This is a genomic window from Pseudomonas putida (assembly GCF_016406145.1).
Classification (GTDB): domain Bacteria; phylum Pseudomonadota; class Gammaproteobacteria; order Pseudomonadales; family Pseudomonadaceae; genus Aquipseudomonas; species Aquipseudomonas putida_E.
This window is the reverse complement of record NZ_CP066306.1, coordinates 1,545,745-1,566,509: the sequence shown is the minus strand read 5'-3', so window position 1 is coordinate 1,566,509 and position 20,765 is coordinate 1,545,745. Positions and strand designations below refer to the sequence as shown.

21 protein-coding genes are annotated in these 20,765 nt (G+C 61.1%); 5 read left to right on the top strand and 16 right to left on the bottom strand.

Annotated features, from left to right (window positions below):
• Positions 1–191 precede the first annotated feature (191 nt).
• Positions 192–473 carry a hypothetical protein gene (locus tag JET17_RS07210; RefSeq protein WP_012313338.1) on the bottom strand — a complete coding sequence of 94 codons (282 nt, stop codon included), beginning with the start codon at positions 471–473 and terminating at the stop codon, positions 192–194.
• 122 nt (positions 474–595) lie between these two features.
• On the bottom strand, positions 596–1,357 hold the full coding sequence (locus tag JET17_RS07205) for an SDR family oxidoreductase (protein ID WP_012313337.1): 762 nt from the start codon (positions 1,355–1,357) through the stop codon (positions 596–598).
• Between the two features lie 216 nt (positions 1,358–1,573).
• Between JET17_RS07205 and JET17_RS07200 the strand changes: the two genes are divergently transcribed.
• The 3 genes from JET17_RS07200 (at position 1,574) to kdsA (ending at position 4,431) form a co-directional block, all read left to right on the top strand.
• Positions 1,574–2,575, top strand: a complete 1,002-nt coding sequence (locus tag JET17_RS07200; RefSeq protein ID WP_012313336.1) for an NADP-dependent oxidoreductase — start codon at positions 1,574–1,576, stop codon at positions 2,573–2,575.
• Positions 2,576–2,712: 137 nt separating this feature from the next.
• Positions 2,713–3,552, top strand: coding sequence for a lipopolysaccharide kinase InaA family protein (locus JET17_RS07195; protein WP_012313335.1), 840 nt, complete (start codon positions 2,713–2,715; stop codon positions 3,550–3,552).
• A gap of 36 nt (positions 3,553–3,588) precedes the next feature.
• On the top strand, positions 3,589–4,431 hold the full coding sequence (gene kdsA / locus JET17_RS07190; protein WP_012313334.1) for a 3-deoxy-8-phosphooctulonate synthase: 843 nt from the start codon (positions 3,589–3,591) through the stop codon (positions 4,429–4,431).
• 131 nt (positions 4,432–4,562) lie between these two features.
• Here kdsA and JET17_RS07185 read toward each other — a convergent pair whose 3' ends face one another.
• Both JET17_RS07185 and JET17_RS07180 read right to left on the bottom strand, forming a co-directional pair.
• Positions 4,563–4,826, bottom strand: coding sequence for a DUF3077 domain-containing protein (locus JET17_RS07185; RefSeq protein ID WP_012313333.1), 264 nt, complete (start codon positions 4,824–4,826; stop codon positions 4,563–4,565).
• 13 nt (positions 4,827–4,839) lie between these two features.
• Positions 4,840–5,121, bottom strand: coding sequence for a hypothetical protein (locus tag JET17_RS07180; RefSeq protein ID WP_012313332.1), 282 nt, complete (start codon positions 5,119–5,121; stop codon positions 4,840–4,842).
• 500 nt (positions 5,122–5,621) lie between these two features.
• Here JET17_RS07180 and JET17_RS07175 point away from each other — a divergent pair, with 500 nt between their 5' ends.
• Positions 5,622–6,512, top strand: a complete 891-nt coding sequence (locus tag JET17_RS07175) for a glycosyltransferase family 2 protein (protein WP_012313331.1) — start codon at positions 5,622–5,624, stop codon at positions 6,510–6,512.
• Here JET17_RS07175 and JET17_RS07170 read toward each other — a convergent pair.
• Both JET17_RS07170 and pyrF read right to left on the bottom strand, forming a co-directional pair.
• Positions 6,509–7,702: an O-antigen ligase family protein gene (locus tag JET17_RS07170; protein ID WP_012313330.1), complete on the bottom strand. Its 1,194-nt coding sequence runs from the start codon at positions 7,700–7,702 to the stop codon at positions 6,509–6,511. The two genes, JET17_RS07175 and JET17_RS07170, sit on opposite strands and share 4 nt — an antisense overlap.
• A gap of 117 nt (positions 7,703–7,819) precedes the next feature.
• Positions 7,820–8,521: an orotidine-5'-phosphate decarboxylase gene (gene pyrF / locus JET17_RS07165; protein WP_012313329.1), complete on the bottom strand. Its 702-nt coding sequence runs from the start codon at positions 8,519–8,521 to the stop codon at positions 7,820–7,822.
• A 183-nt stretch (positions 8,522–8,704) separates the two neighbouring features.
• On the opposite strand from pyrF, the gene JET17_RS07160 reads away from it, so the two are divergent.
• Positions 8,705–8,872, top strand: coding sequence for a DUF2897 family protein (locus JET17_RS07160; protein ID WP_012313328.1), 168 nt, complete (start codon positions 8,705–8,707; stop codon positions 8,870–8,872).
• A gap of 89 nt (positions 8,873–8,961) precedes the next feature.
• Here JET17_RS07160 and JET17_RS07155 read toward each other — a convergent pair whose 3' ends face one another.
• The 10 genes from JET17_RS07155 to JET17_RS07110 form a co-directional block, all read right to left on the bottom strand.
• Positions 8,962–9,294, bottom strand: coding sequence for a ComEA family DNA-binding protein (locus JET17_RS07155; protein WP_012313327.1), 333 nt, complete (start codon positions 9,292–9,294; stop codon positions 8,962–8,964).
• Positions 9,295–9,480: 186 nt separating this feature from the next.
• Entirely contained in the window at positions 9,481–11,490 is a 2,010-nt protein-coding gene (locus JET17_RS07150) for a polysaccharide biosynthesis protein (protein ID WP_012313326.1), read from the bottom strand.
• 44 nt (positions 11,491–11,534) lie between these two features.
• Entirely contained in the window at positions 11,535–12,539 is a 1,005-nt protein-coding gene (locus JET17_RS07145) for an MraY family glycosyltransferase (protein WP_012313325.1), read from the bottom strand.
• Entirely contained in the window at positions 12,536–13,504 is a 969-nt protein-coding gene (locus JET17_RS07140; protein WP_012313324.1) for a UDP-glucose 4-epimerase family protein, read from the bottom strand. Before JET17_RS07140 ends, JET17_RS07145 begins: the two co-directional genes overlap by 4 nt.
• A gap of 59 nt (positions 13,505–13,563) precedes the next feature.
• A complete protein-coding gene (locus JET17_RS07135) occupies positions 13,564–14,694 on the bottom strand; it encodes a glycosyltransferase family 4 protein (protein WP_012313323.1) in 1,131 nt (376 codons plus the stop codon).
• Positions 14,691–15,836 (bottom strand): glycosyltransferase family 4 protein, encoded by a 1,146-nt coding sequence (locus tag JET17_RS07130; protein ID WP_012313322.1) that lies wholly within the window; start codon positions 15,834–15,836, stop codon positions 14,691–14,693. The genes JET17_RS07135 and JET17_RS07130 overlap by 4 nt, the downstream gene beginning before the upstream one ends.
• On the bottom strand, positions 15,833–16,729 hold the full coding sequence (locus JET17_RS07125; protein WP_012313321.1) for a GDP-mannose 4,6-dehydratase: 897 nt from the start codon (positions 16,727–16,729) through the stop codon (positions 15,833–15,835). The genes JET17_RS07130 and JET17_RS07125 overlap by 4 nt, the downstream gene beginning before the upstream one ends.
• On the bottom strand, positions 16,729–17,760 hold the full coding sequence (gene gmd / locus JET17_RS07120; RefSeq protein ID WP_012313320.1) for a GDP-mannose 4,6-dehydratase: 1,032 nt from the start codon (positions 17,758–17,760) through the stop codon (positions 16,729–16,731). The genes JET17_RS07125 and gmd overlap by 1 nt, the downstream gene beginning before the upstream one ends.
• A gap of 267 nt (positions 17,761–18,027) precedes the next feature.
• Entirely contained in the window at positions 18,028–19,443 is a 1,416-nt protein-coding gene (locus JET17_RS07115; RefSeq protein WP_012313319.1) for a TolC family outer membrane protein, read from the bottom strand.
• Positions 19,440–20,765 carry an HlyD family type I secretion periplasmic adaptor subunit gene (locus JET17_RS07110; RefSeq protein ID WP_012313318.1) on the bottom strand — a complete coding sequence of 442 codons (1,326 nt, stop codon included), beginning with the start codon at positions 20,763–20,765 and terminating at the stop codon, positions 19,440–19,442. Before JET17_RS07110 ends, JET17_RS07115 begins: the two co-directional genes overlap by 4 nt.

Genomic DNA, 20,765 nt, shown 5'->3' with positions numbered 1-20,765 from the left:
GCGTTGAACTCACAAGGGCTTGAGGCCGCAATAGTGTCAAATAGCTATGAGCGTGTCGTAATCAGCTTGCTGAAGGTCGCCCCGTATGCGAAAGAGACAACAGAGCGCGGGAACCCTGCCCATGAGCGACATTGATACGCAAACTGGTCGGGGCCGGTGGGCACGCCACCGGAAAATGACCCGCCCAGGCATCATTTGCAGATGACGATCATGCTACGGCTGGTATAACCCGCAGGGTTTATGCCGAACAGGAAGTCCCCTTCCTCCTCATCGTCACTGGTCGAGCGGGCGACAACTTTGTAACCACGGGCCCCACAGGACTGCGCCGCCTTGCTATAGCACTTGTCCCACGATGACGAGAGGCCCGAGCAATTGATATGCAAGCCCTTGCGGCCTTTTCTCATCTCAGTCTTGGCAGTTGCCGCGCACCCTGCGATCGCCACGATGGCCAAGAACAAAACTAAATGCTTCATTGCTGTCCTTAGATGAAGTGACTTCATCGTAAGACCGGTCACCAACGATCCAGTTCTTGCCCCAACCCTATCACAGAGAAATCAAACTCCGTACCATCGCCCCGTCGGCGCAGGGCCCCTTTTCAAATAGCCGTGGCCCCACCGTCCACCGTAAGGCTGTGCCCGGTAGTGAACGCAGCTCCATCACTGCACAGGTACAACACCGCACTGGCGATTTCCTCGACCTTGCCGATGCGCCCGACCGGGTGCATCGCGGCGGCGAACTCGGCCTTGCGTGGGTCGGCCTCGTAGGCGCGGCGGAACATGTCGGTATCGATCACCGCTGGGCACACCGCATTCACCCGGATGCGCTTCTTGGCATATTCGATGGCCGCCGATTTGGTCAGGCCGATCACCGCGTGCTTGGACGCGCTGTAGATGCTCATCTTCGGCGCCGCGCCCAAGCCTGCCACCGAGGCAGTATTGACGATCGCCCCGCCGCCCTGGGCCAGCAACAGCGGCAGCTGGTACTTCATGCACAGCCACACCCCTTTGACGTTGACGCCCATGATGGCGTCGAACTCAGCCTCGCTGCCCTCAGCCAGGCGGCCCTGCTCGATTTCGATACCGGCATTGTTGTAGGCATAGTCCAGGCGACCGTAGGCCTGGATGACCTGCTCATGCAGCCGGCGCACATCAGCGTCACGGGTCACATCACAGGCCACGAACAGCGCCTGGCCACCGGCATCTTTGATCAACGCCACGGTGCCCTCTCCACCGACCGGGTCGAGGTCGGCCACCACCACTTTGAGGCCCTCACGGGCAAACGCCAGTGCCGTCGCCCGGCCGATACCCGCCGCACCGCCAGTGACCAGTGCTACCTGGCCGGAAAAGGTCATGCTCATCGAATGCTCCAATCATGAGTGCAGGAAAGCGCGGCTACCACAAGGGGGTGCAGCAGCCTTTGGCTTCTGCGCTCAGAGTCTAGTCAGCCTGCCAACCCACTGGGCAGCATCATCAAGCCAGCGGTTGGGCTATCATGCTTACCAGTGATTTTGCAGACCTGCTGTCATCACCACGTTAAATTGACCTTTCTGCTCCCTGCCCACAAGGATCCCGCCATGACCCAGAACAACCGCCGCTTCCTGCTGGCCAAACGCCCGACCGGCGCCGTACGCCGTGACGATTTCACCTTCGAGACGGTGCCCGCCGATGCCCCCGGCGAGGGTCAGATCCAGGTACGCAACCTGTACCTGTCGCTGGACCCGGCCATGCGCGGCTGGATGAATGAAGGCAAGTCGTACATCCCGCCCGTGGCACTCGGCCAGGTAATGCGCGCCCTGGGCGTAGGCGAAGTGGTGGCCTCCAACCACCCCGACTTCAAACCCGGCGACCATGTCAGCGGCGCCCTCGGCGTGCAGGACTACTTCACCGGCGAACCCCAGGGCATGCACAAGATCGACCCCAACCTTGCCCCCCTGCCCCGCTACCTGTCAGCCCTGGGCATGACCGGCATGACCGCCTACTTCGCCCTGCTCGACGTCGGCCAGCCAAAAGAGGGTGACACCGTGGTCATCTCCGGTGCTGCCGGCGCCGTAGGCAGCATCGTCGGCCAGATTGCCAAGATCAAAGGCTGCCGCGTCGTCGGCATTGCCGGCGGCGCGCAGAAATGCCAGTACCTCAAGGATGAACTGGGGTTCGACGGCGTCATCGACTACAAGGCCGAAGACGTGCTGGCCGGCCTGAAGCGCGAATGCCCCAAGGGCGTTGACGTGTACTTCGACAACGTCGGTGGTGAGATCCTCGACGCCGTGCTCACCCGCATCAACTTTAAGGCCCGCATCGTGATCTGCGGGGCGATCAGCCAGTACAACAACAAGGAAGCAGTCAAAGGCCCGGCCAACTACCTGGCGCTGCTGGTAAACCGTGCGCGCATGGAAGGGTTCGTGGTGATGGACCACGCCAAGGAGTACGGCAAGGCCGCGCAGGAAATCGCCGGCTGGCTGGCCAGTGGCAAGGTCAAGAGCAAGGAGGATGTGGTGGAGGGGCTGGAGACGTTCCCAGAAACCCTGCTCAAGCTGTTCAGTGGGGAAAACTTTGGCAAGCTGGTGTTGAAGGTTTGAAAAAAAGGGGCCGCCTGTGCGGCCCCATAACATATTTCCATGTTAAGTATCGTTAAGAACTTGTAGGAAAAATGTGAAAAAACTGTAGTATTAAACGCCAATATGTATGGCTCTTTGATACTACAAGGAACGAGGGTGTGGTTGGCGATTCACAGATCTGGCAAAACGAATATCCCCATACCCTGCGCCATCGCAGCACCACCTTGCATCTTCAGGCCCCCATTGCCGCACACACCCGGCAAGCCTTCGAACGACTGATCGAGCAGACCGCCAGTGCCAAGCGGGTAAGCGCACCGCTGCAATGCTCCCAAAGCCTGCTGTTCACCAAACGTGAAAAGCTCGATTCGCTGAAAAAGAAGCTGCGCATGCAGCGTGGCCTGCCCAAGCGCAACGGCATGTATGACTGGTCCCTCGAAGAACTGATCAACACCCGCGAAGCAGCCAGGCGGGGTGCGCGGGTGCCCAGGCTGGTCGGCTATGGCTACAGCCGCTCCCGGTTCGGCCTGATGCAGGACTTTTTCCTCATCACAGAGTTGCTGAGCGGGCACGAGGATGGGTTGGCAACAGTGCGCCAAAAGCCCGAAACCGTGCACCGGGTGATCGCGGCCGCCTTCGAACTGCTGCATGCCCTGCACTGCCAGGGTGTCACGCACATGGACCTGTGGGCGGCCAACGTCATGCTCCCGGAGAAAGGACAAGCGCAGGCCATCGACCTGGAAAACAGCTTCTCCGGGCCCACGGCCTACCCGAGCGAAACCTTGGGTTTTCAGTTCGGCTTTTTCTACTACCGAGAAATTTATCGCTATATAACCGAAGCGGACTATGATGCTGCGGTAGAATGCGCACTGGCCGAGTACTTCCCTGATGTGCAACGCGCCGCCTTCAACCGGGTGTACGCGCTTGCCAAGCATGAGGAAATCGGGCGCCTGGAGCGCCGCGAAATCTTCACCAGCGGTGTACTCGAAAGTCGTTGGTAGAGCGCCATGGCTACCCCAGACTTCATAGAGTAGAAAATGATCAAGATTACCCAGAACATCGAATGTTCCAACGCCGCCCCGTTCGTGCTGTTCGGCGGTATCAACGTCCTTGAGTCCGAGGACCTGGCCCTTACCGCCTGCGCCGAATACGTGCGGGTAACCGAGAAGCTGGGCATTCCTTATGTGTTCAAGGCAAGCTTCGACAAGGCCAACCGTTCCTCGATCCACTCCTACCGTGGCCCAGGCATGGAAGAAGGCCTGCGCATCTTCGAGAAAGTAAAAGCCGAGTTCGGTGTACCGATCATCACCGACGTGCACGAGATCTACCAGTGCGCCCCAGTGGCCGAAGTGGTCGACGTGCTGCAGCTGCCTGCCTTCCTGGCCCGCCAGACCGACCTGGTGGTGGCGCTGGCCAAGACTGGCAAACCGGTGAACATCAAGAAGCCGCAGTTCCTGAGCCCTTCGCAGATGCAGAACATCGTGCAGAAGTTCAAGGAAGCAGGTAACGACCAGTTGATCCTGTGCGACCGCGGCACCTGCATGGGCTACGACAACCTGGTTGTGGACATGCTGGGCTTTGGTGTGATGAAGCGCACCTGCGATGACCTGCCGATCATTTTCGACGTGACCCACGCCCTGCAGAACCGTGACCCTTCGGGTGCTGCTTCTGGTGGCCGCCGTGAGCAGGTGGTTGACCTGGCCCGTGCCGGCATGGGCGTTGGCCTGGCTGGCCTGTTCCTGGAAGCTCACCCGAACCCGGACCAGGCCAAGTGCGACGGCCCAAGCGCCCTGCCGCTGGACAAGCTGGAGCCGTTCCTGGCGCAGATCAAAGCGCTGGATGACCTGGTGAAGTCGTTCCCGCCGCTGGTTATTGGTTGAGTCGCTTTTACGTGATTTGAATGGGCCGGTACGCGCGAGTGTACCGGCCCTTTTTGTTGGCATTCAGGGTTTGGCTTGGGTATTGCGGTGTAACGGAAACCGAGTGCCCGAAGATTCTGTGACAGGCAGCCTCAGCCCCTCATCCCCAACTCAGCATCATCCATCAGCGCCTTGGCCATCGCGCTCAGGTAATGCGAAGCCCAGATCATCATCGGCTTCTCATCCATCAGCCCAACGATGGTCAGCTCGCGCACATACCCCATCAACTCCGAAGCCTGCTCACGGGCATCCTGGCAAGGTATACCCGGCTCGATGCGGAACAAGGGATGGCTCTGGTGCTCACCCTGAAAAAACGTGGTCACACCTGCTGTGACATGGGTAACGTCTGTAGTCATTGCCGTATTCCCCTCAATGCAGGCCGTTAGTACGCTCCAAGGCCAGCGACAGCGCATCCGACTGCCCCCAGGCAATCTGCATGGCCCGCAGCCCGTTTACCATCAACTCACGGGTGGCCTCATCCTCGATTGCGTAGAGGGCCATGTGGCAGTGGTTGTAGGCCAGCATCAGGTAATGGGTGACGTTCATGACCACGTGATCGATTGGCACGATGCGCTCGCTGATGGCGCTGGAGAGGGTCTTGTCGGAGGGAAGGTCGAAATTATGGGGTGGATCGGGGACGATTTTTTTCATGAGCAACTCCTGAACGCTTGAGTCTGCCTCTTCCGTTTCCACAGGAAGGGTGGCAGCTGTACACGGAGTGGAAACCCGAGTGCATTCAGGAAAACTCGGTAGGCACGAGGCCTTCCGGGTACAGCCGCCATTACACGACAAACCCGAAATGCTTTTGGCGGGTTTCCACACCCGATCGCTGAACCGACAGCGACCCAAAGAGGCTAATGGGCAGCGGTTTCAGGAACAATCAGACGCGTGTCGACAGAACGTGTAGGGTATTTCCTCAGGCTGGGCGCCACCAGTCCTGATTCGTAGGAAACTTCTGAATTAACGAGTGGATCTATGCCTCTCCGTATCCATCGCACCCTGCTCCACGATGCCTGAAGTATCCCTCGCATCCCCCTTCCTTTAGAATGACAAATACCTGCATAAGATGCTGAATTGGCACCGTTTTGGAAAACGAGCAGCTAGTCTGCATAGAAGCGTCACACGACATGGATCAAAGCTAGGGGTTTGAAATGGTTTCTCAGAATCACGGCGTTACTGACACACCGTTGGTGACAGTGATCATCGCGTCCTACAACCACGCGCGTTACATCGAAGCCAGCATCAACAGCGTCGTCAACCAGACCTACAAGAACATCGAACTTCTAGTAGTGGACGATGGTTCCAAGGACGACAGCCCTGCAGTGCTCAAGCGGCTGCAGGCACAACACGGCTTCGATCTGCGCTTCCAGGCCAACCAAGGCCTGGCGCGTACCCTGAACGACGCGATTGCACGCGCCAAGGGCGACCTGATCGTGCCTTTCGGCTCAGACGACATCATGCTGCCCCACCGTATCGCCACCCAGGTGGAGTACATGCACGGCAAGCCTGAAGTAGGCATCTGTTCGGCCAACATCGAAACCATCGACCATGACGGCAAGGTGATGGGCGCGCGCGAACAGCGTAAACGCAACCTGCCCTTCCGCCGCCTGGACTTCGACGACCTGTGGCTGGACCGCAAGCCAGGCCCCATGGCTGCCACCCTGATGCTGCGCCGCGAAGCCCTGGAGAAGGTCGGTGGCTTCAATGCCGATATCCGCCTGGAAGACGTGTACATAGAACTGTCGATCGCACGGGCCGGTTACTACATCGACGTGCTGGGCGAGGTGCTGGCGCAGTACCGCGACCACCCGACCAACACCTTCAAGAACGGCCGCTTCATGGTCGACAACGTGCTCAAGACCTACGCACACTTCAAAGACCACCCGCAGTACGAGCAGGTGTGCATGAAGTTCCGCAACTCCATGGTGCTCAAGTACGCCAACCGCGACAAGCAACTGACGCGGGAGATCCTGGCTGATATCCCGCTCAAGTACTGGAACAGAAAGACCTTGCGTGGCCTGTGGCGGCTGCTCTGGTCTTAAGCGGGCTTTTTACCGGCCCGGTGTATCAGCCACTGGGCGTAGACCACGGCCATTGGCATCCAGATCAGGAACCAATGCTCTTTCGGGCGTGACATGAAGGCGCTGCCTTCGGTCAGCCCTGACGCAAAGCCGAAGATCAGCCAGGTTGCCGCAAGCGTAACCCCTGGGTGCTGGCGGTAAGCCCAGCAAAAGCGCATGGCCAGGCCGTAGAGCACCAACCAGAGCACCAAGCCCACGACCCCACCGGCATACAGCACGCCCAACTCGATGTTGTGCGGGTCGGCCAGCGTCTGCTCAAGGCCTGGAATGATCACCGTCATCGGGGCGTCGTAACCATGGCCAAGCCAGGGGTGTTCACCGATCTGGCGCAGCGATTCCATCCAGATTTCGGGGCGGTAGGACACGCCACGCTGGGTGATCGCTTCAGGGTAGAGCACCGCAACCCCGACCAAGGCCAGGGCCACGGCCGCCATTGCGATCAAGCCGTGGCGCCGGTCACCCACGATCAGCAACCAGCCCAGTGCAGCCGCCAGCCCGATCAACGGCGTGCGCGAGCCCGTGGCCAGGATGGCCATGCCCAGTACCGCCAGGCAGGCAAGTGCCAGGATGTTGAGCGCGCCGCGCGTCTGGAACCAGGTCGCCAGCCATATAGCAGCGAAAGCGCCGAACACATGGGCAGTCAGCAAGGGGTTATAGAGTGCGCCGTAGCCATCCAGGCGCCCACCCTCAGCCGCCTGCCAACCCAAGAAGTAGATCAGCGAACCACCAGCGGCCACTGCGGCAAACAGGGCAGCCAGGCGCACACACTGGTGAAGCTGCGACGGTGACTGCAAGCTGATGAGGCCGGCCGACAGCAACACCATGGCGATGTACAACGGCCGCTTGAGCAAGCTGCCGACCGAGTTTTCCGTGTCGGACCAGGCAATACTCAGCAGGGTGTAGGCAGAGAACACCAGGAAGGCAATGAACAGCGGGTTGCCAAACAACGCCTTGGCCTGCCGTGGCTGCAGGATCAGGACGATCAAGGTGGGCGCGGCAAGCAGCAGGTAAAAAAGCTTGTGATACAGCGAGCGGTCCCACGCCCAGAACATCCCGGTCAGCAGCGCCAGCCAGCCCAGCGGCAACACATAGCGCGTGATCATGCCTGCCCAGCGTTGAGCCGGCGACTGTATCGACACATCAATTGACATCTAGCATCCTCTGGCAAACGGGAATGTTCAGTGTGAGCCCTGCATTCCAATGTAAGGATCGTAGGGCTCGCTGAACGCCACCCATATTGAAAGGTTGCTTTGAAGCGGCTGCAGGTATCAGCTGCGGATCTCAGCCACCACTGCTGCCAAGGCTTGGGCGGGGTCTGCCGCCTGGCTGATCGGGCGGCCGATCACCAGGTAATCCGAGCCGGCATCCAAAGCCTGGCGCGGGGTCAGAATGCGGCGTTGGTCATCTTGCGCGCTGCCAGCGGGGCGAATGCCCGGGGTTACCAACTGCAGCGACGGGTGCGCAGCCTTGAGCGCCGGCGCTTCCAGTGCCGAGCACACCAGCCCGTCCATGCCGGCCTTCTCGGCCAGCGCCGCCAGGCGCAGCACCTGCTCTTGCGGTTCGATGTCCAGGCCGATGCCGGCCAGGTCTTCACGCTCCATGCTGGTCAGTACGGTCACGCCGATGAGCAGTGGCTGCGGGCCGCTACGCTTGGCCAGCACTTCGCGGCAGGCCGACATCATGCGCAGGCCGCCGGAGCAGTGCACGTTTACCATCCACACGCCCATTTCGGCGGCAGCCTTCACGGCCATGGCGGTGGTGTTGGGGATATCGTGGAACTTGAGGTCCAGGAACACCTCGAAGCCCTTCGCGCACAGGGACTCGACAATGCCGGACGCGCTGCTGGTGAACAGCTCCTTGCCAACTTTAACCCGGCACAGGGCAGGGTCGAGCTGGTCGGCCAGTTTCAGGGCGGCGTCACGGGTGGGGAAATCCAGGGCGACGATCAGGGGCGTCTGGCAGGCGGACATGGTCGGGGTCTCTTGGCAAGTCGTAAACGGCGCGCATTGTAAACGAAGTGGCCCAGGCTTTGGGGCCCGCGGGTCACGAGATTTGGCCAAGCCACGCCCGGCTCCTATAATTGAACCAACGAATACGGCCATTGCTCAACATGCATACACGCCACGTTGCGTGCGATCACAGGAGATAACCCCATGCCTTGGTACGCCTGGCTGATACTCATCTTAGCCCTTGGCTCGATCGTGGGCGGGCTGATGATGTTGCGCGATACGGCGAAGAAGCTGCCCTTGACCGATGAGCAGTTGAAGAAGGTACACGAGCGCAATGCCGAGGCGGATGCCAAGGATGCGCAGGACCGCTAGGGCTGGGGTATGGACCGAGCGCCGCGCGGGCGGCGCTCGAACTCAAGGGCGCTAGCACAATCAGGACGAGCTAGCGGAAGCCCACGCCCCTACTCCACCGTCAACTTGTCGCGATTGCGCTCGAGCAGCGCATTGCCGATGCCTTTGATCTCCAGTAACTCGTCCACCGACGCGAACGGCCCGTGGGCATCCCGGTAGGCGACGATCGCTTCAGCCTTGGCCTTGCCGATGCCGTTGAGCCCCTGCTGCAAGGTGATTGCATCTGCACGGTTCAAGTTCAGCCGGCCAGCCGCGGCCGCCGCTTGAGCCACCACAGGTGCCGGCTCGGCCATCATTACGTTGGCCGCCGGCGCGGCGCTTGCCGCCATGGAAAGACCAGCGAACAGTGGCAGGAACAGGTAGGAAAGAACGGTATTACGCATTGCGGACACTCCTTCGAGAAAGTTTACGAGGCAGCGTTTCCTTGGCTGCCCGGTAAAACTAACGGCTCGAAGGCCACTGAGAAAGCACGCTGATCAACCGATTGGTTACCAAATTCAACAGCTGACAGCACACAATGGCGTCAGCTGTAGGAAGGCGCCCAGCGCGTTGAAAGAGCAAGGCCAGGGCTAGCGGTCCCGACGCTGCTGCTGGTAAACCCAGTCGACAATGTCACCCTCTGGCGAGTAGCCGCTGACCAGTTCGCGCAGCAGTTGCCGCACGCGGGTGAAGTCATCTTCGGCCACGGCCTTGAACAGCATGGCCAAGCGCTCGCGCAATACGTCCCAGGCGATGAAGTCTTCGTTGGCCGCCATGATCATCGGGTGCGCCGTTGGGGAGACGTCATCGCCAATCAGCAACTCTTCATAAAGCTTCTCGCCGGGCCGTAGCCCGCTGAACTCGATGGCAATGTCACCGTGCGGGTTATCCGGGCTGCGCACACTGAAGCCCGACAGGTGGACCATCTTTTCTGCCAGCTCGACGATTTTTACCGGCTCGCCCATGTCCAGCACGAACACATCGCCGCCCTGCCCCATGGCCCCCGCCTGCACCACCAGCTGCGCAGCCTCGGGGATGGTCATGAAATAGCGGGTGATCTTGGGGTGGGTCACCGTCAGCGGGCCACCGGCTTTGATCTGCTGATGGAACAACGGAATCACAGAACCGGAAGAGCCCAGCACATTGCCAAAGCGCACCATGGTGAAGCGGGTTTTATTCACCCGGGAAATCTTGCTGCTGTCGCCATACATCACCGGCGCCGCTTCGCGGCTCAGCGCCTGCAGGATCAACTCGGACAACCGCTTGGAGCTGCCCATCACGTTGGTCGGGCGTACGGCCTTGTCGGTGGAGATCAGCACAAAGTTGGCCACCCCCGTCTGCAGCGCGGCCTGCGCCGTGCACAGCGTGCCGAACACATTGTTGAGGATGCCTTCGGCCACGTTGTGCTCGACCATTGGCACGTGCTTGTAGGCCGCCGCGTGATACACGGTGTCCACCCGCCAGGTGCTCATCACATCGGCCAGGTGCTGCTGGTTACGCACCGAACCCAGAATCGGCAACAACTGCACCGCCAGCGACTCGCGCGTAATGCGCTGCTCAAGCTCGGTGAGGATGCTGTACAGGTTGAATTCACTGTGGTCGAACAGCAGCAGGGTCTTGGGCTCCAGCCCGATGATCTGCCGGCACAGCTCGGAGCCGATCGAGCCGCCCGCGCCGGTCACCAGCACGGTACGCTTCTTGTTGCAGCGCCAAAGCAGTTCATCCTGCGCCGGCACCGGGTCGCGGCCCAGCAAGTCGGCAATGTCGACATCCTGGATGTCATCGACCTTTACCCGGCCACTGGCCAGGTCGGCAAACGCCGGCACACTGCGCACATGCAACGGGTACGGTTCGAGGAAGGCAAGGATCTCTTTGCGCCGCGCACGTGAAGCGGTTGGCAGCGCCAGGAGGATTTCCTGGGCGCCGGTTTCTTTGATCATCTGTTCAAGGTGCTTGGGCTTGTACACCTGCAGGCCGGAAATGACCCGGTTGGCCAGGTCGCCGTCATCGTCAATGAAGGCCACGGGGCGCATCACACGCCCCATGCGCAATGCCGCCAGCAACTGGTTGCCGGCCGTGCCTGCGCCGTAAATGGCAACTTTGACCTGGCCATCATCGCGGTTGGTAAAAGGGATTTGATGAGCACCGCTGAACCAGTCGCCCAGAAAATACTGGCGCATGATCAGGCGCAAGCCGCCCATGATGACCAGGCTCAGCCACCAGTAATTGAAAATGATCGAACGCGGCACGATGACCTGATGGTTGCTGTACCAATAGACCACCACAGCCAGTATCAAGGAGGACAAGGTGACCGCCTTGATGATGGCAACCAGCGCGTCATTGCCGAAGTAGCGCATCACCGCGCGGTACATGCCAAAGCGGATGAACAGCGGAATGGCCACGACCGGCGCAGCCAGGAACAGCCAGGTGTGTTCGATGATGGGGTTGTACATTTCATCGATGCCCAGGCGCACGATGAACGACAGCCACAGTGCAAACCAGATAAGCACGACGTCGGTGCACACCTGTATCAGGCGCTTCTGACGCCGGGACAGGTTCACCAGGTACTGGCGCACCCTGTCTTTGTTCGCGTCACTCATCCGGTTCTCCTAAGCCACATATGCCCCAGTCCATTCTGGCCATGTTATTCGCGTTTGCCTGCGCGATACTTGATCGCCAGCAGTGTAAGAGGCGCGTAGGCAATCAAGGTTCCCGTCGCGCCATCAAGCTTGAACAGCAGCACGGCTGCAGCCACGGGCAGCAACCAGCCGATATTGATGGCCGCCACCGCCAGGCTGACGGGCAGATGGCTGCCGTATTGCCGCGACGCATACTGGTAGGCATGGCTGCGATGGGCTTCATAGACTTTTTCGCCCCGCAACAGGCGCCGCCCCAATGTGAACGTGGCATCCACCACGAACACACCCATAAGTATTAACCACCCCCAGAATAATAGCGGGTTTATCCAGGCTGCCTGCAATGCCAGCAGGCCCAGCACGATACCCAGGAAACCACTGCCGGCATCGCCCATGAATATGCGCGCCGGGGGGAAGTTCCAGGCCAGGAAACCCGCCACCGTCGCTGCCAGCAGCAACGGCAAGGCAATCGCCTGTGGGTTGCCGGTAATCGCGTAGAGCAGGCAACCGCCCAGGCACACGCAAATGGCCTCGATACTGGCAATACCGTCGATGCCATCCATGAAGTTGTAGAGGTTCAGCAACCAGACCAGGTACAACGCGGCGAGGATGGCGCCTAGCCAGGCAATGCCCAGCGGCAGGCCGAACAGCGTGATGGCAGGCATGCCCCCCAACCAGTACAACCCCCAGGCGGCCGCCACAAAGTGGCCGAGCAAGCGCCAGCGTGCGGCGATGTGCCCGTGGTCATCCATGAAGCCGATCAGCGCAACCAGCCCCCCGGCCCCGAGCAGGCCGACCAGCAACCCGACTGCGACCACCCCGCTCCACCCCAGCACCAGCAGGGCGGCCAGGAATGTGATGACGAACGCCAGGCCGCCACCGCGTGGCGTGGGCAAGGTGTGCGAACTGCGCGCATTGGGGATGTCCAGCAAGCTGCGCGCCAGCGCGTAACGCCGAAGCCCTGCGGTCAGGGCTAGGGAAATGAGACCAGCAGCGATAATCAGCCAGATCATGGGCGGTGGGTTTCCAGAAAAGAGCGGGCGGTGGCGTCAAGCCCCTGCTGCAAGGTAAACGGGGGGCGCCAGCCCAGCAGCTGCTGATTCTTGGCAATGTCCACCTGCAACGACCCGAGCAAACGCTGGGCCAGGTCGTGCCGGCCGAGCAGATTGGCGGCGCGCTGGAGCAAGGCCGGGGGCACCGGCAACAGCCGCGCCGGGCGGCCGAGCGCACGCCCCAGGGCACGCAAGAGCTCGCTCAAGGAAACATCCTCACCATCGCTGGCCATGAAGGTCTGGTTACGGGCCTGTGGGTGATCGATGCAGGTAACCACAAGATCCACGAGGTTTTGCACCGAGACCAGGCTACGCCGGTTGTCGACAGCCCCCAGCGGCAAAGGCACCCCGCGCTGCACCCAGCGCATCATGCTGTGGAAGTTGGCTTTGACCCCAGGGCCATAGACCAGCACCGGCCGGATAATCACAACCTCCATCCCGGTGGCCACGGCTAGCTGGCACAACGCCTGCTCCGCTTCATGTTTGGAAATGCCGTAGGCATCCAGTGGCATGGCCGCGTCATCGGCGCGCAGGGGCCGGCCTGCAATACTGGCCTCGCCGTTGACCTTGACCGAGCTGATGAACACGAAGCGCCGTACGCCTGCCGCGGCGGCTTGCCGGGCGAGGTTGAGCGTGCCCTCGACATTCACCCGACGGAACGCGGCCAGGCTGTCAGCGGCGGTTTCTTTCATCACATGCACGCGCGCGGCGGCGTGCACCACGGCATCGACGCCGGCCAGAGCTTCACGCCAATCGGTCGTGGCGGCCAGGTCGCCTACGGTGACCGCCGGTATGTCCGCCGGCCCCGTCCCAGCATGGCGCAAAGCCGCCCGAGGGGCGTAAACACCTATTGACGCCAGCCTGCGGCAGAGCGCGCTGCCGACAAAACCGCTGGCGCCGGTGACAAGAATGGTTTGTCTATCCATGAGTGAACATCCAGCCCGCAGGCGTAACATTAGTGCACGGGCAGCCGGCCCCCTGGGAATCAGGCGTGGCCTTGCCTGCCTTGTAACAGGCTACGGTAAAGTTCGGCGTAAGAGGCGGCCATCAAAGGCGCGGTAAACACCTCTTCATAGCGCTGCAACGCCTTGGCCCCCATGGCCTGGGCCATGGCTGGGGCGTCCCACAGGCGCTGCATGGCCTGTGCGAGCGCCGTGGCATCCCGGGGCGGCACCACCAGCCCGGTCTGATCGGCCAGGTTGATGAACGTGGTACCCGAGCCCATTTCACAGGAAATCAGCGGCTTGCCATACATGGCAGCCTCCAGCAGCGAAATGCCGAACGACTCGGAGCGCAGGTGCGACGGGAACACGAAGCCGTAGCACAGCTCCAGCAGCGCGGCTTTGTCTTCATCGGGCAGCCCGCCGAGAAAGTGCACATTTTCCAAACCCAGTTCGGCTGCCTGCTGCTTAAGCTGCCCTTCAAGGAAGCCCCCGCCCATGATCGCCACTGGCAAGCCATTGAGTTTTGCGGCCTGCAGCAAATAGTCAAGGCCCTTGTAGTAGCGCAACGCGCCGACGAACAGGAAAAACCGCTCACCCAACCGCGCGCGCCAGTACGCCAGCTTTTGCGCGGATGCCTTGGGGTAGGTCGACCGGTCCAGGCCATAGGGGATGATCGAGACCTTGTCTTTGAAGCGCGTCAGCACCGGGCTATGCGCGGCATAGTTGGGCGATGAGGCGACAACCCGGTCCACGCTCTGGAAAAACCGGTGCATCAACGGCTGGTAGAGTTTGAGCAACCACTTCTGCTTGACGATATCCGAGTGGTAGCTCACCACAGACGGCTTGTTCACCCGTGCCATGAAATGCACAAGGTCCATGTACGGCCAGGGGAAATGGTAATGCACGATATCCGCCTCCCTGGCCAGCTCGGTGAAGTCTTTGAGCGCCGACAGCGAGAAGCCGGTAGAGGCTAGGTGCAGGTCAAGCTTGGCGCGGTGGGCCAGGTGGTTGGCCACCGGCTGGTTGCGCGCCGCCCCGCGGTTGCTGAGGTAGAGCACTTGCGAATCGATACCTTCGGCTCGGCAACCTTCGGCGATCTGGAAAATGACCTGCTCGATACCGCCCATGGAGTCGGGGTAGTAGGTCTTGAAAAAATGCAGAACCTTGATCATTGCCCTTCCCTGACTTTGCGGTAAACCTCGAGGGTGGCTTGCGTGCAGCGCTCCCACGAAAACCCGCCGGCATGGCGCAGCCCCTGCTCTACGGCGGCCGCGCGCCAGGCTTGATCCTCAAGCCCGCGCTGCAACAGCGCCGTCAGGCCGTCCACGTCATCGGGCGCGCACATCAAGGCGGCCTGGCCTGCCACTTCAGGCAGCGACGAGCTGTTGGAACACACCACTGGCACCCCGGAGCTCATGGCTTCGAGCACGGGCAAACCGAACCCTTCGTAATGCGAGGGGAAGGTGAACAACCGGGCCCCGGCAAACAGCAACGGCAGGTCTTGGGCGGCAGCGAAACCCAGGTAACGGGCCCAGCCCTGCTGCTGCGCCTGGGCGATGCGGGCGTGGATCGCTTCGCTGCGCCAACCGTGGTAGCCGGTAAGCATCAGCGGCCAGCGCTGGCGCAGCGCCAGCGGTAACCTGCCGTAGGCGTCCAGCAAGGTTTCGATGTTCTTGCGTGGCTCGATGGTGCCCACGAACAGGCTGTAACCGCCTGGCTCCAGGCCATGACGGGCAAGGGTTTCGCGGAGCATTTCGGGGCTACGCGGGTAGAACTCCGGCGAGCTGGCCAGCGGCACCGCATGGATGCGCTCGATGGGCCAGGCAAAGTAATCGGCCAGCTCCTGACGGGTGTAATGCGAATCGGTGATCAACGCATCGGCGCGCTCCAGCGTAAGCATGAGCTCTTTTTGCAGGTAACGCGCAATCTGCGGCGCATGGCAGTGCGCCCAGGTGAACGGTGACAAGTCGTGGAAGGTCGCCACACTGCGGCCGGCGAAGGGCGGCAGGTAGTAATTGGGGCTGTGGTAGATGAATTCTTCATAGCCCTGCAACGCCCGCTTGCGCAAAAAGGGCATCAGCCGGCGATACGCTTCGACCGCCAAGGCGTTCTTCTGCACGAAACGCTTGAGGCCATGCACGGCATCGGACTGGTCCGAAGGCTGGGGCAGGCCTGGCAGGAAGCGCCGCCCGGCAAACAGCTGCAGGTCGGTGATCTCGCTACTTTTCTGCAGCCGCGACGCCAGTTCGTAGGTATAGCGCCCAATGCCGGTCAGCGGGAAGCGGATCGGCTCGACGGAAAGGATGAGCTTCATTTACCCGCAAGCATCCAACCCAGGGTTTCATCCAGTGTCGGGGTTTGCCAGCCGGGTACCAGGCTACGCAGCAGGCTGTTGTCGCCGCACAAGGTCTTGACCTCGTTGGCGCGGACAAAGGCCGGGTTCACCTGCACGTCGATCTGGTGCCCGGTAATGGCCGAGCATTTAGCGATGACTTCGCGCAGCGAATGGGTTTGCCCGGAGCTGACGTTCACCGTCTGCCCCAGCGGGCGCGCTTCGATCAGCCCGCGGTAAGCCTGCACCACCGCACGTACGTCGCTGAAATCGCGCCATACGTCGAGGTTGCCCAGTTCGATGGTGCCTGCCTTGCGGCTGAAGTGCGAAACGATCTTGGGCAGCAGGAAGTTTTCTGCCTGCCCAACACCTGTGTAATTGAAGGGGCGCGTGATGACGATTGGCAGGCGGTCGAACCACAACCGCGCCATGTATTCCATGGCCAGCTTGCTGACCGCGTAATCATTGGCGGGCGCCGGCGGCGTCTGCTCGCCCAGCATCCCTTCGGAAACATTGCCATATACGTTGGCACTGCTGGCAATCAGCACACAGTCCGGTGCCTTGCCGCAGGCTGCGATGGCTTCGAGCAGGTTGCGCGTGCCTACCAGGTTGACCTGGTAGAACGCATCGGCTGCGCCGTGCCCGACAAACGCAATGGCAGCCAGATGCACGATGACATCCGGCTGCACTTCGGCCAGCAACGCACGCAGGCCCGGGCCGTCGGTAAGGTCGACCTGGTGGTAGTCCGGGGCATCCAGCACCTGGCTGCCCGTACCGACTACTTCATAGCCACTGGCTCGCAACTCGGCCGCCATGTAGCGGCCGGTGAAACCCTGAATCCCTGTGATAAGCGCGCGTTTACTGGCCATTTGCATCAGAACGAGAACCCTTTTTCGTTACGACGCAGGTCGGCTTCGACCATCATGCGGCACAGCTCTTCCAGGCTGGTTTTTGGCTCCCAACCCAGTACTTCCTTGGCCTTGGCCGGGTTGCCGATCAGCAGCTCCACTTCGGCAGGGCGGTAGAATTTCGGGTTGATCACGACCAGCACCTTGCCGGAAGCGGCGCAGGTACCCTGCTCTGCCTCGTCCTTGCCGCTCCAGTTGATTTCGATGCCGGCGGCCTTGAAGGCCATGGTAACGAAGTCACGAACGGTTTCAGTACGGTTGGTGGCCAGTACGAAGGTGTCTGGCACCTCAGCCTGCAGCATGCGCCACATGCCTTCGACGTATTCCTTGGCAAAGCCCCAGTCGCGCTTGGCGTCGAGGTTGCCCAGTTCCAGCTTGTCGAGCAGGCCGAGTTTGATCTTGGCTACCGAATCGGTGATCTTGCGGGTCACGAACTCACGGCCGCGCAGGGGCGACTCGTGGTTGAACAGGATGCCGCTGGTGGCGAAGATGTTGTACGACTCACGGTAGTTGATGGTCATCCAGTGAGCGTACAGCTTGGCCACGCCGTAAGGGCTGCGCGGGTAGAACGGGGTGGTTTCTACCTGCGGGATTTCCTGCACCTTGCCGAACATTTCGGAGGTGGAGGCCTGGTAGAAGCGCACTTTCGGGTTAACGATGCGGATGGCTTCGAGCAGGTTGACCGCGCCCAGGCCGGTGATTTCGGCGGTGGTCAGCGGCTGTTCGAACGACACGCCAACGAAGCTTTGCGCAGCGAGGTTGTACACCTCGGTGGCTTCGGTGGTTTGCAGCAGGCGGATGCTGGCCGACAGGTCGGTGAGGTCGTACTCGACCAGGTGCAGGTTGGGGTTGGTGTGGATCCCCAGTTCCTCAATGCGCCAGAAGTTGACCGAGCTGGTGCGACGGTAGGTGCCATAGACCGTGTAGCCCTTTTCCAGCAGCAGTTCCGCCAGGTAGGCGCCGTCTTGACCAGTGATCCCAGTGACGATTGCTTTCATGCGACTTAACCAACTCCGATAGTGCCGTGCGGGCATGTGTGATTATTAGACCGGCGCGGGCTGTTCCTGCCGCGCGCACGTTAAGGTTCGATGACGGAGTATACATCTGTTGGGCGAAGTGCTCGACTCAGAAAAAGCTTGTGTTGGGTAGCGGGTAATTTTTGCCTCGGCGGTAGGCGTGGTTGGTGGGCGCAGGTGCCTGGCGAGGGATTTTGCAGGGCCTGTGAGAGCGAGCGCCGCGCGGGCGGCGCTGGCCCCCTCCACCGTTCAATTCAGCGCAGCCGCGCCATCAACACGCGCCACATCGCCACCAGGCAGGCTGGTCTCAGGCACCGGGCTCAACCACACGTTGACGTTGTCCACGCTTTCCTGGTTCAACTCCCCTGCCCAGCGATTGAGCAGGAACAGGTTAGTGATGAAATCGTATTGCGACCTCAACAGATCACGCCGCGCCTTGAACTCGTTCTGTACGGCCGTCAGCACATCCACGGCGTTGACCACGCCGTAGGTGAACGCCTTTTGCGCGGCAACGCTGGACTTCTGCGCCGAGGACAAGGCATTACGGTTGGCGCGGATCTTCTCGACACTGGACTGGGCAGTGAGGTACGCCGTGGTGGTTTCTTTAACCACTTGGCGGCGCACACCTTCCATCTGCTCTTCGGCCGCCAGTTGCTCGTCATACAGCCCACGCACCCGGGCAGAGGTGGAACCGCCGCTATAGATCGGGATTTTCACCCCGAACGTGGCCACATAACTGTCGCTGCGCGGCGCCTGGGTATTGTCGTAACCCTGGTCACTCTGCTGTGCACTCAAGCTCAGGGACAGCTGAGGATAATGCTCGCCCTTGCCCTCGCGCACCGCAGCATTGGCGGCCTCGGCGCCGCTTTGCGAAGCCTTGAGCATCGGGTTGGTTTCAACCGCCTGGGTAATCCAGCTTTGCAGCGGGCGCGTCGGCGCCTGCAGTGCCACATCATTACGCACCCGACTCAGCGGTTCGTTGATCGGCCGCCCGACAATTTCGGCCAGTGCCTCACGGCTGACCTGCACCTGGTTGCGTGCGTCGACCTCTTGCGCCGCCAGCGAGTCGACACGCGCCTGCATGTCGAGCTTGTCGGTGATCTTGGCCATCTGCCGGTCGAACATCATGCTGACGCGGTCGAGGTTCTTTTGCGTGGCGCGGCGCTCGGCCTGCACCAGCGCCAGCTCATCGTCTGCCGCCAAAGCAACGAAGTAGCGCTTGGCCAGGTCGACGGTCGCTTCGGCCAAGGTATCCTCGGCCTGCTGGCCTTTCTGGGCCTTGACGCTCTTGGACTTCTGGTAACGCTCCCAGGCCGGCTTGTTGTACAGGTACTGGGTCAGGCTGAGCGAGTAACTTTCGTTGTTATAGATGTCGCGCGACAGTTCATTCTTGCGCAACACGCGGCTGGAGTTAGCGTTGGCCGACACCTGCGGCAGCAAACCACCCAGGGCTTCACGCTGCTGCTCAGCCGCCGAACGCGCCCGGGCGTAGGCGGCCAGCACGCGGGGGTCTTCCAGGCGGGCCTCGCGGTAGAGCCCTGCGAGGTCCAGGGCGTAGGTCGATGCGGCGACACCTTTTGGCATTTCGCCCTGGGACTCCACCGCCATCGCCTGCCAGGCGGTCATGCAAATCAAAACACCAGGTAGCAAACGCAGCACAATCATTCCTCGATCAGCGATTCAGCGAACATGTTGCGCGCCGGTTTCAGCAGGTACTGCAGCATCGTGCGGTCGCCTGCGTTGATCAGGACATCAGCTGGCATGCCGGGTTGTAGCTTGCGGTTGCCGAGTTTTTCCATGCCGTCCTCCGTGACCTTAACCCGGACCAGATAGTACGGGTCACCCGTACGTTCCTCAGTCAGGCTATCCGCGGAGATACGGATCAGCGTGCCTTCGATAACCGGGGTTGTCGCTTGGTTGAAGGCACTGAAACGGATATCCGCCGTTTTGCCAAGCTCAAGGCGGTCGATGTCTTTGGTCGCGACCTTGGCTTCGACCACCAGCTCCGAAGAGGCCGGGACGATATCGAGCAGTGGTGTGGCCGCACTGACCACACCGCCGATGGTGTGCACCTTCATGTCCAGCACCATGCCGCTTTCGGGTGCGCGGATCACCACCCGCGACAGGCGGTCACGCAGCGCAGCTTCTTTTTCCTGCAGGTCGAACACCTGGGCCTGTACTTCGGAGAGTTCGTTGGCCACATCCGAGTCGAATTTCTTCTTCAACTGCACGATCTGCAGCTCGGTTTCGCCGATCTGCAGCTTGGTCTTGGTGATGGTCGACTCATGGTCGGCCACTTCGGTCTTGAGCAGGTCGAGCTTGCGCTCCTGCTCAAGCAGGCGCTGGTTGTCGACGAAGCCTTCGGCCAACAGCTCTTTGAGCTGCTTGATTTCACCGGTGTAGGACTTTTCCAGGTTGCGCTTGGTGCGGATCATGTCGTTGAGGCCAGCGATCTGCTGCTTCATCTGCTCGATGCGCTCGCGGTTGACCGAGATCTCGCCTTGCAACGCATCGTGCCGCGCCTTGAACACCTGCTGCTCACCGGCCAGGGCTTCCATGGCCCGGTCCGAATCGGTGCCGTCCATGGTTACAGGCGGGATAGCCTGTAACCCATCGCGCTCGGCGCGCAAGCGCGCTTCTTTATAGCGAGCCACGATCAGCTGGTTACGGGTGGACTCGTACTCGGAGCTAAGCTGAGCTTCATCCAGCACGATCAGCGGGTCGCCCTGCTTGACCATGTCACCGTCACGGGCCAACAGTTCCTTGACGATACCGCCTTCCAGGTGCTGCACGGTCTTGCGGTAGTTTTGCACAGTGACAACGCCGGAACCGTGTACGGCATTGCTCAACGGGGCGACGGCAGCCCAGGTGCCAAAAATGCCGAAAGTAACGAAAACGATGGTCAGGCCGATGCGGCGAATACCGCGATCGGAGGTGGGCATGTCATCGAAATTGTGGTCGAACGTGGTGATTGCTTTGCTGCTCAT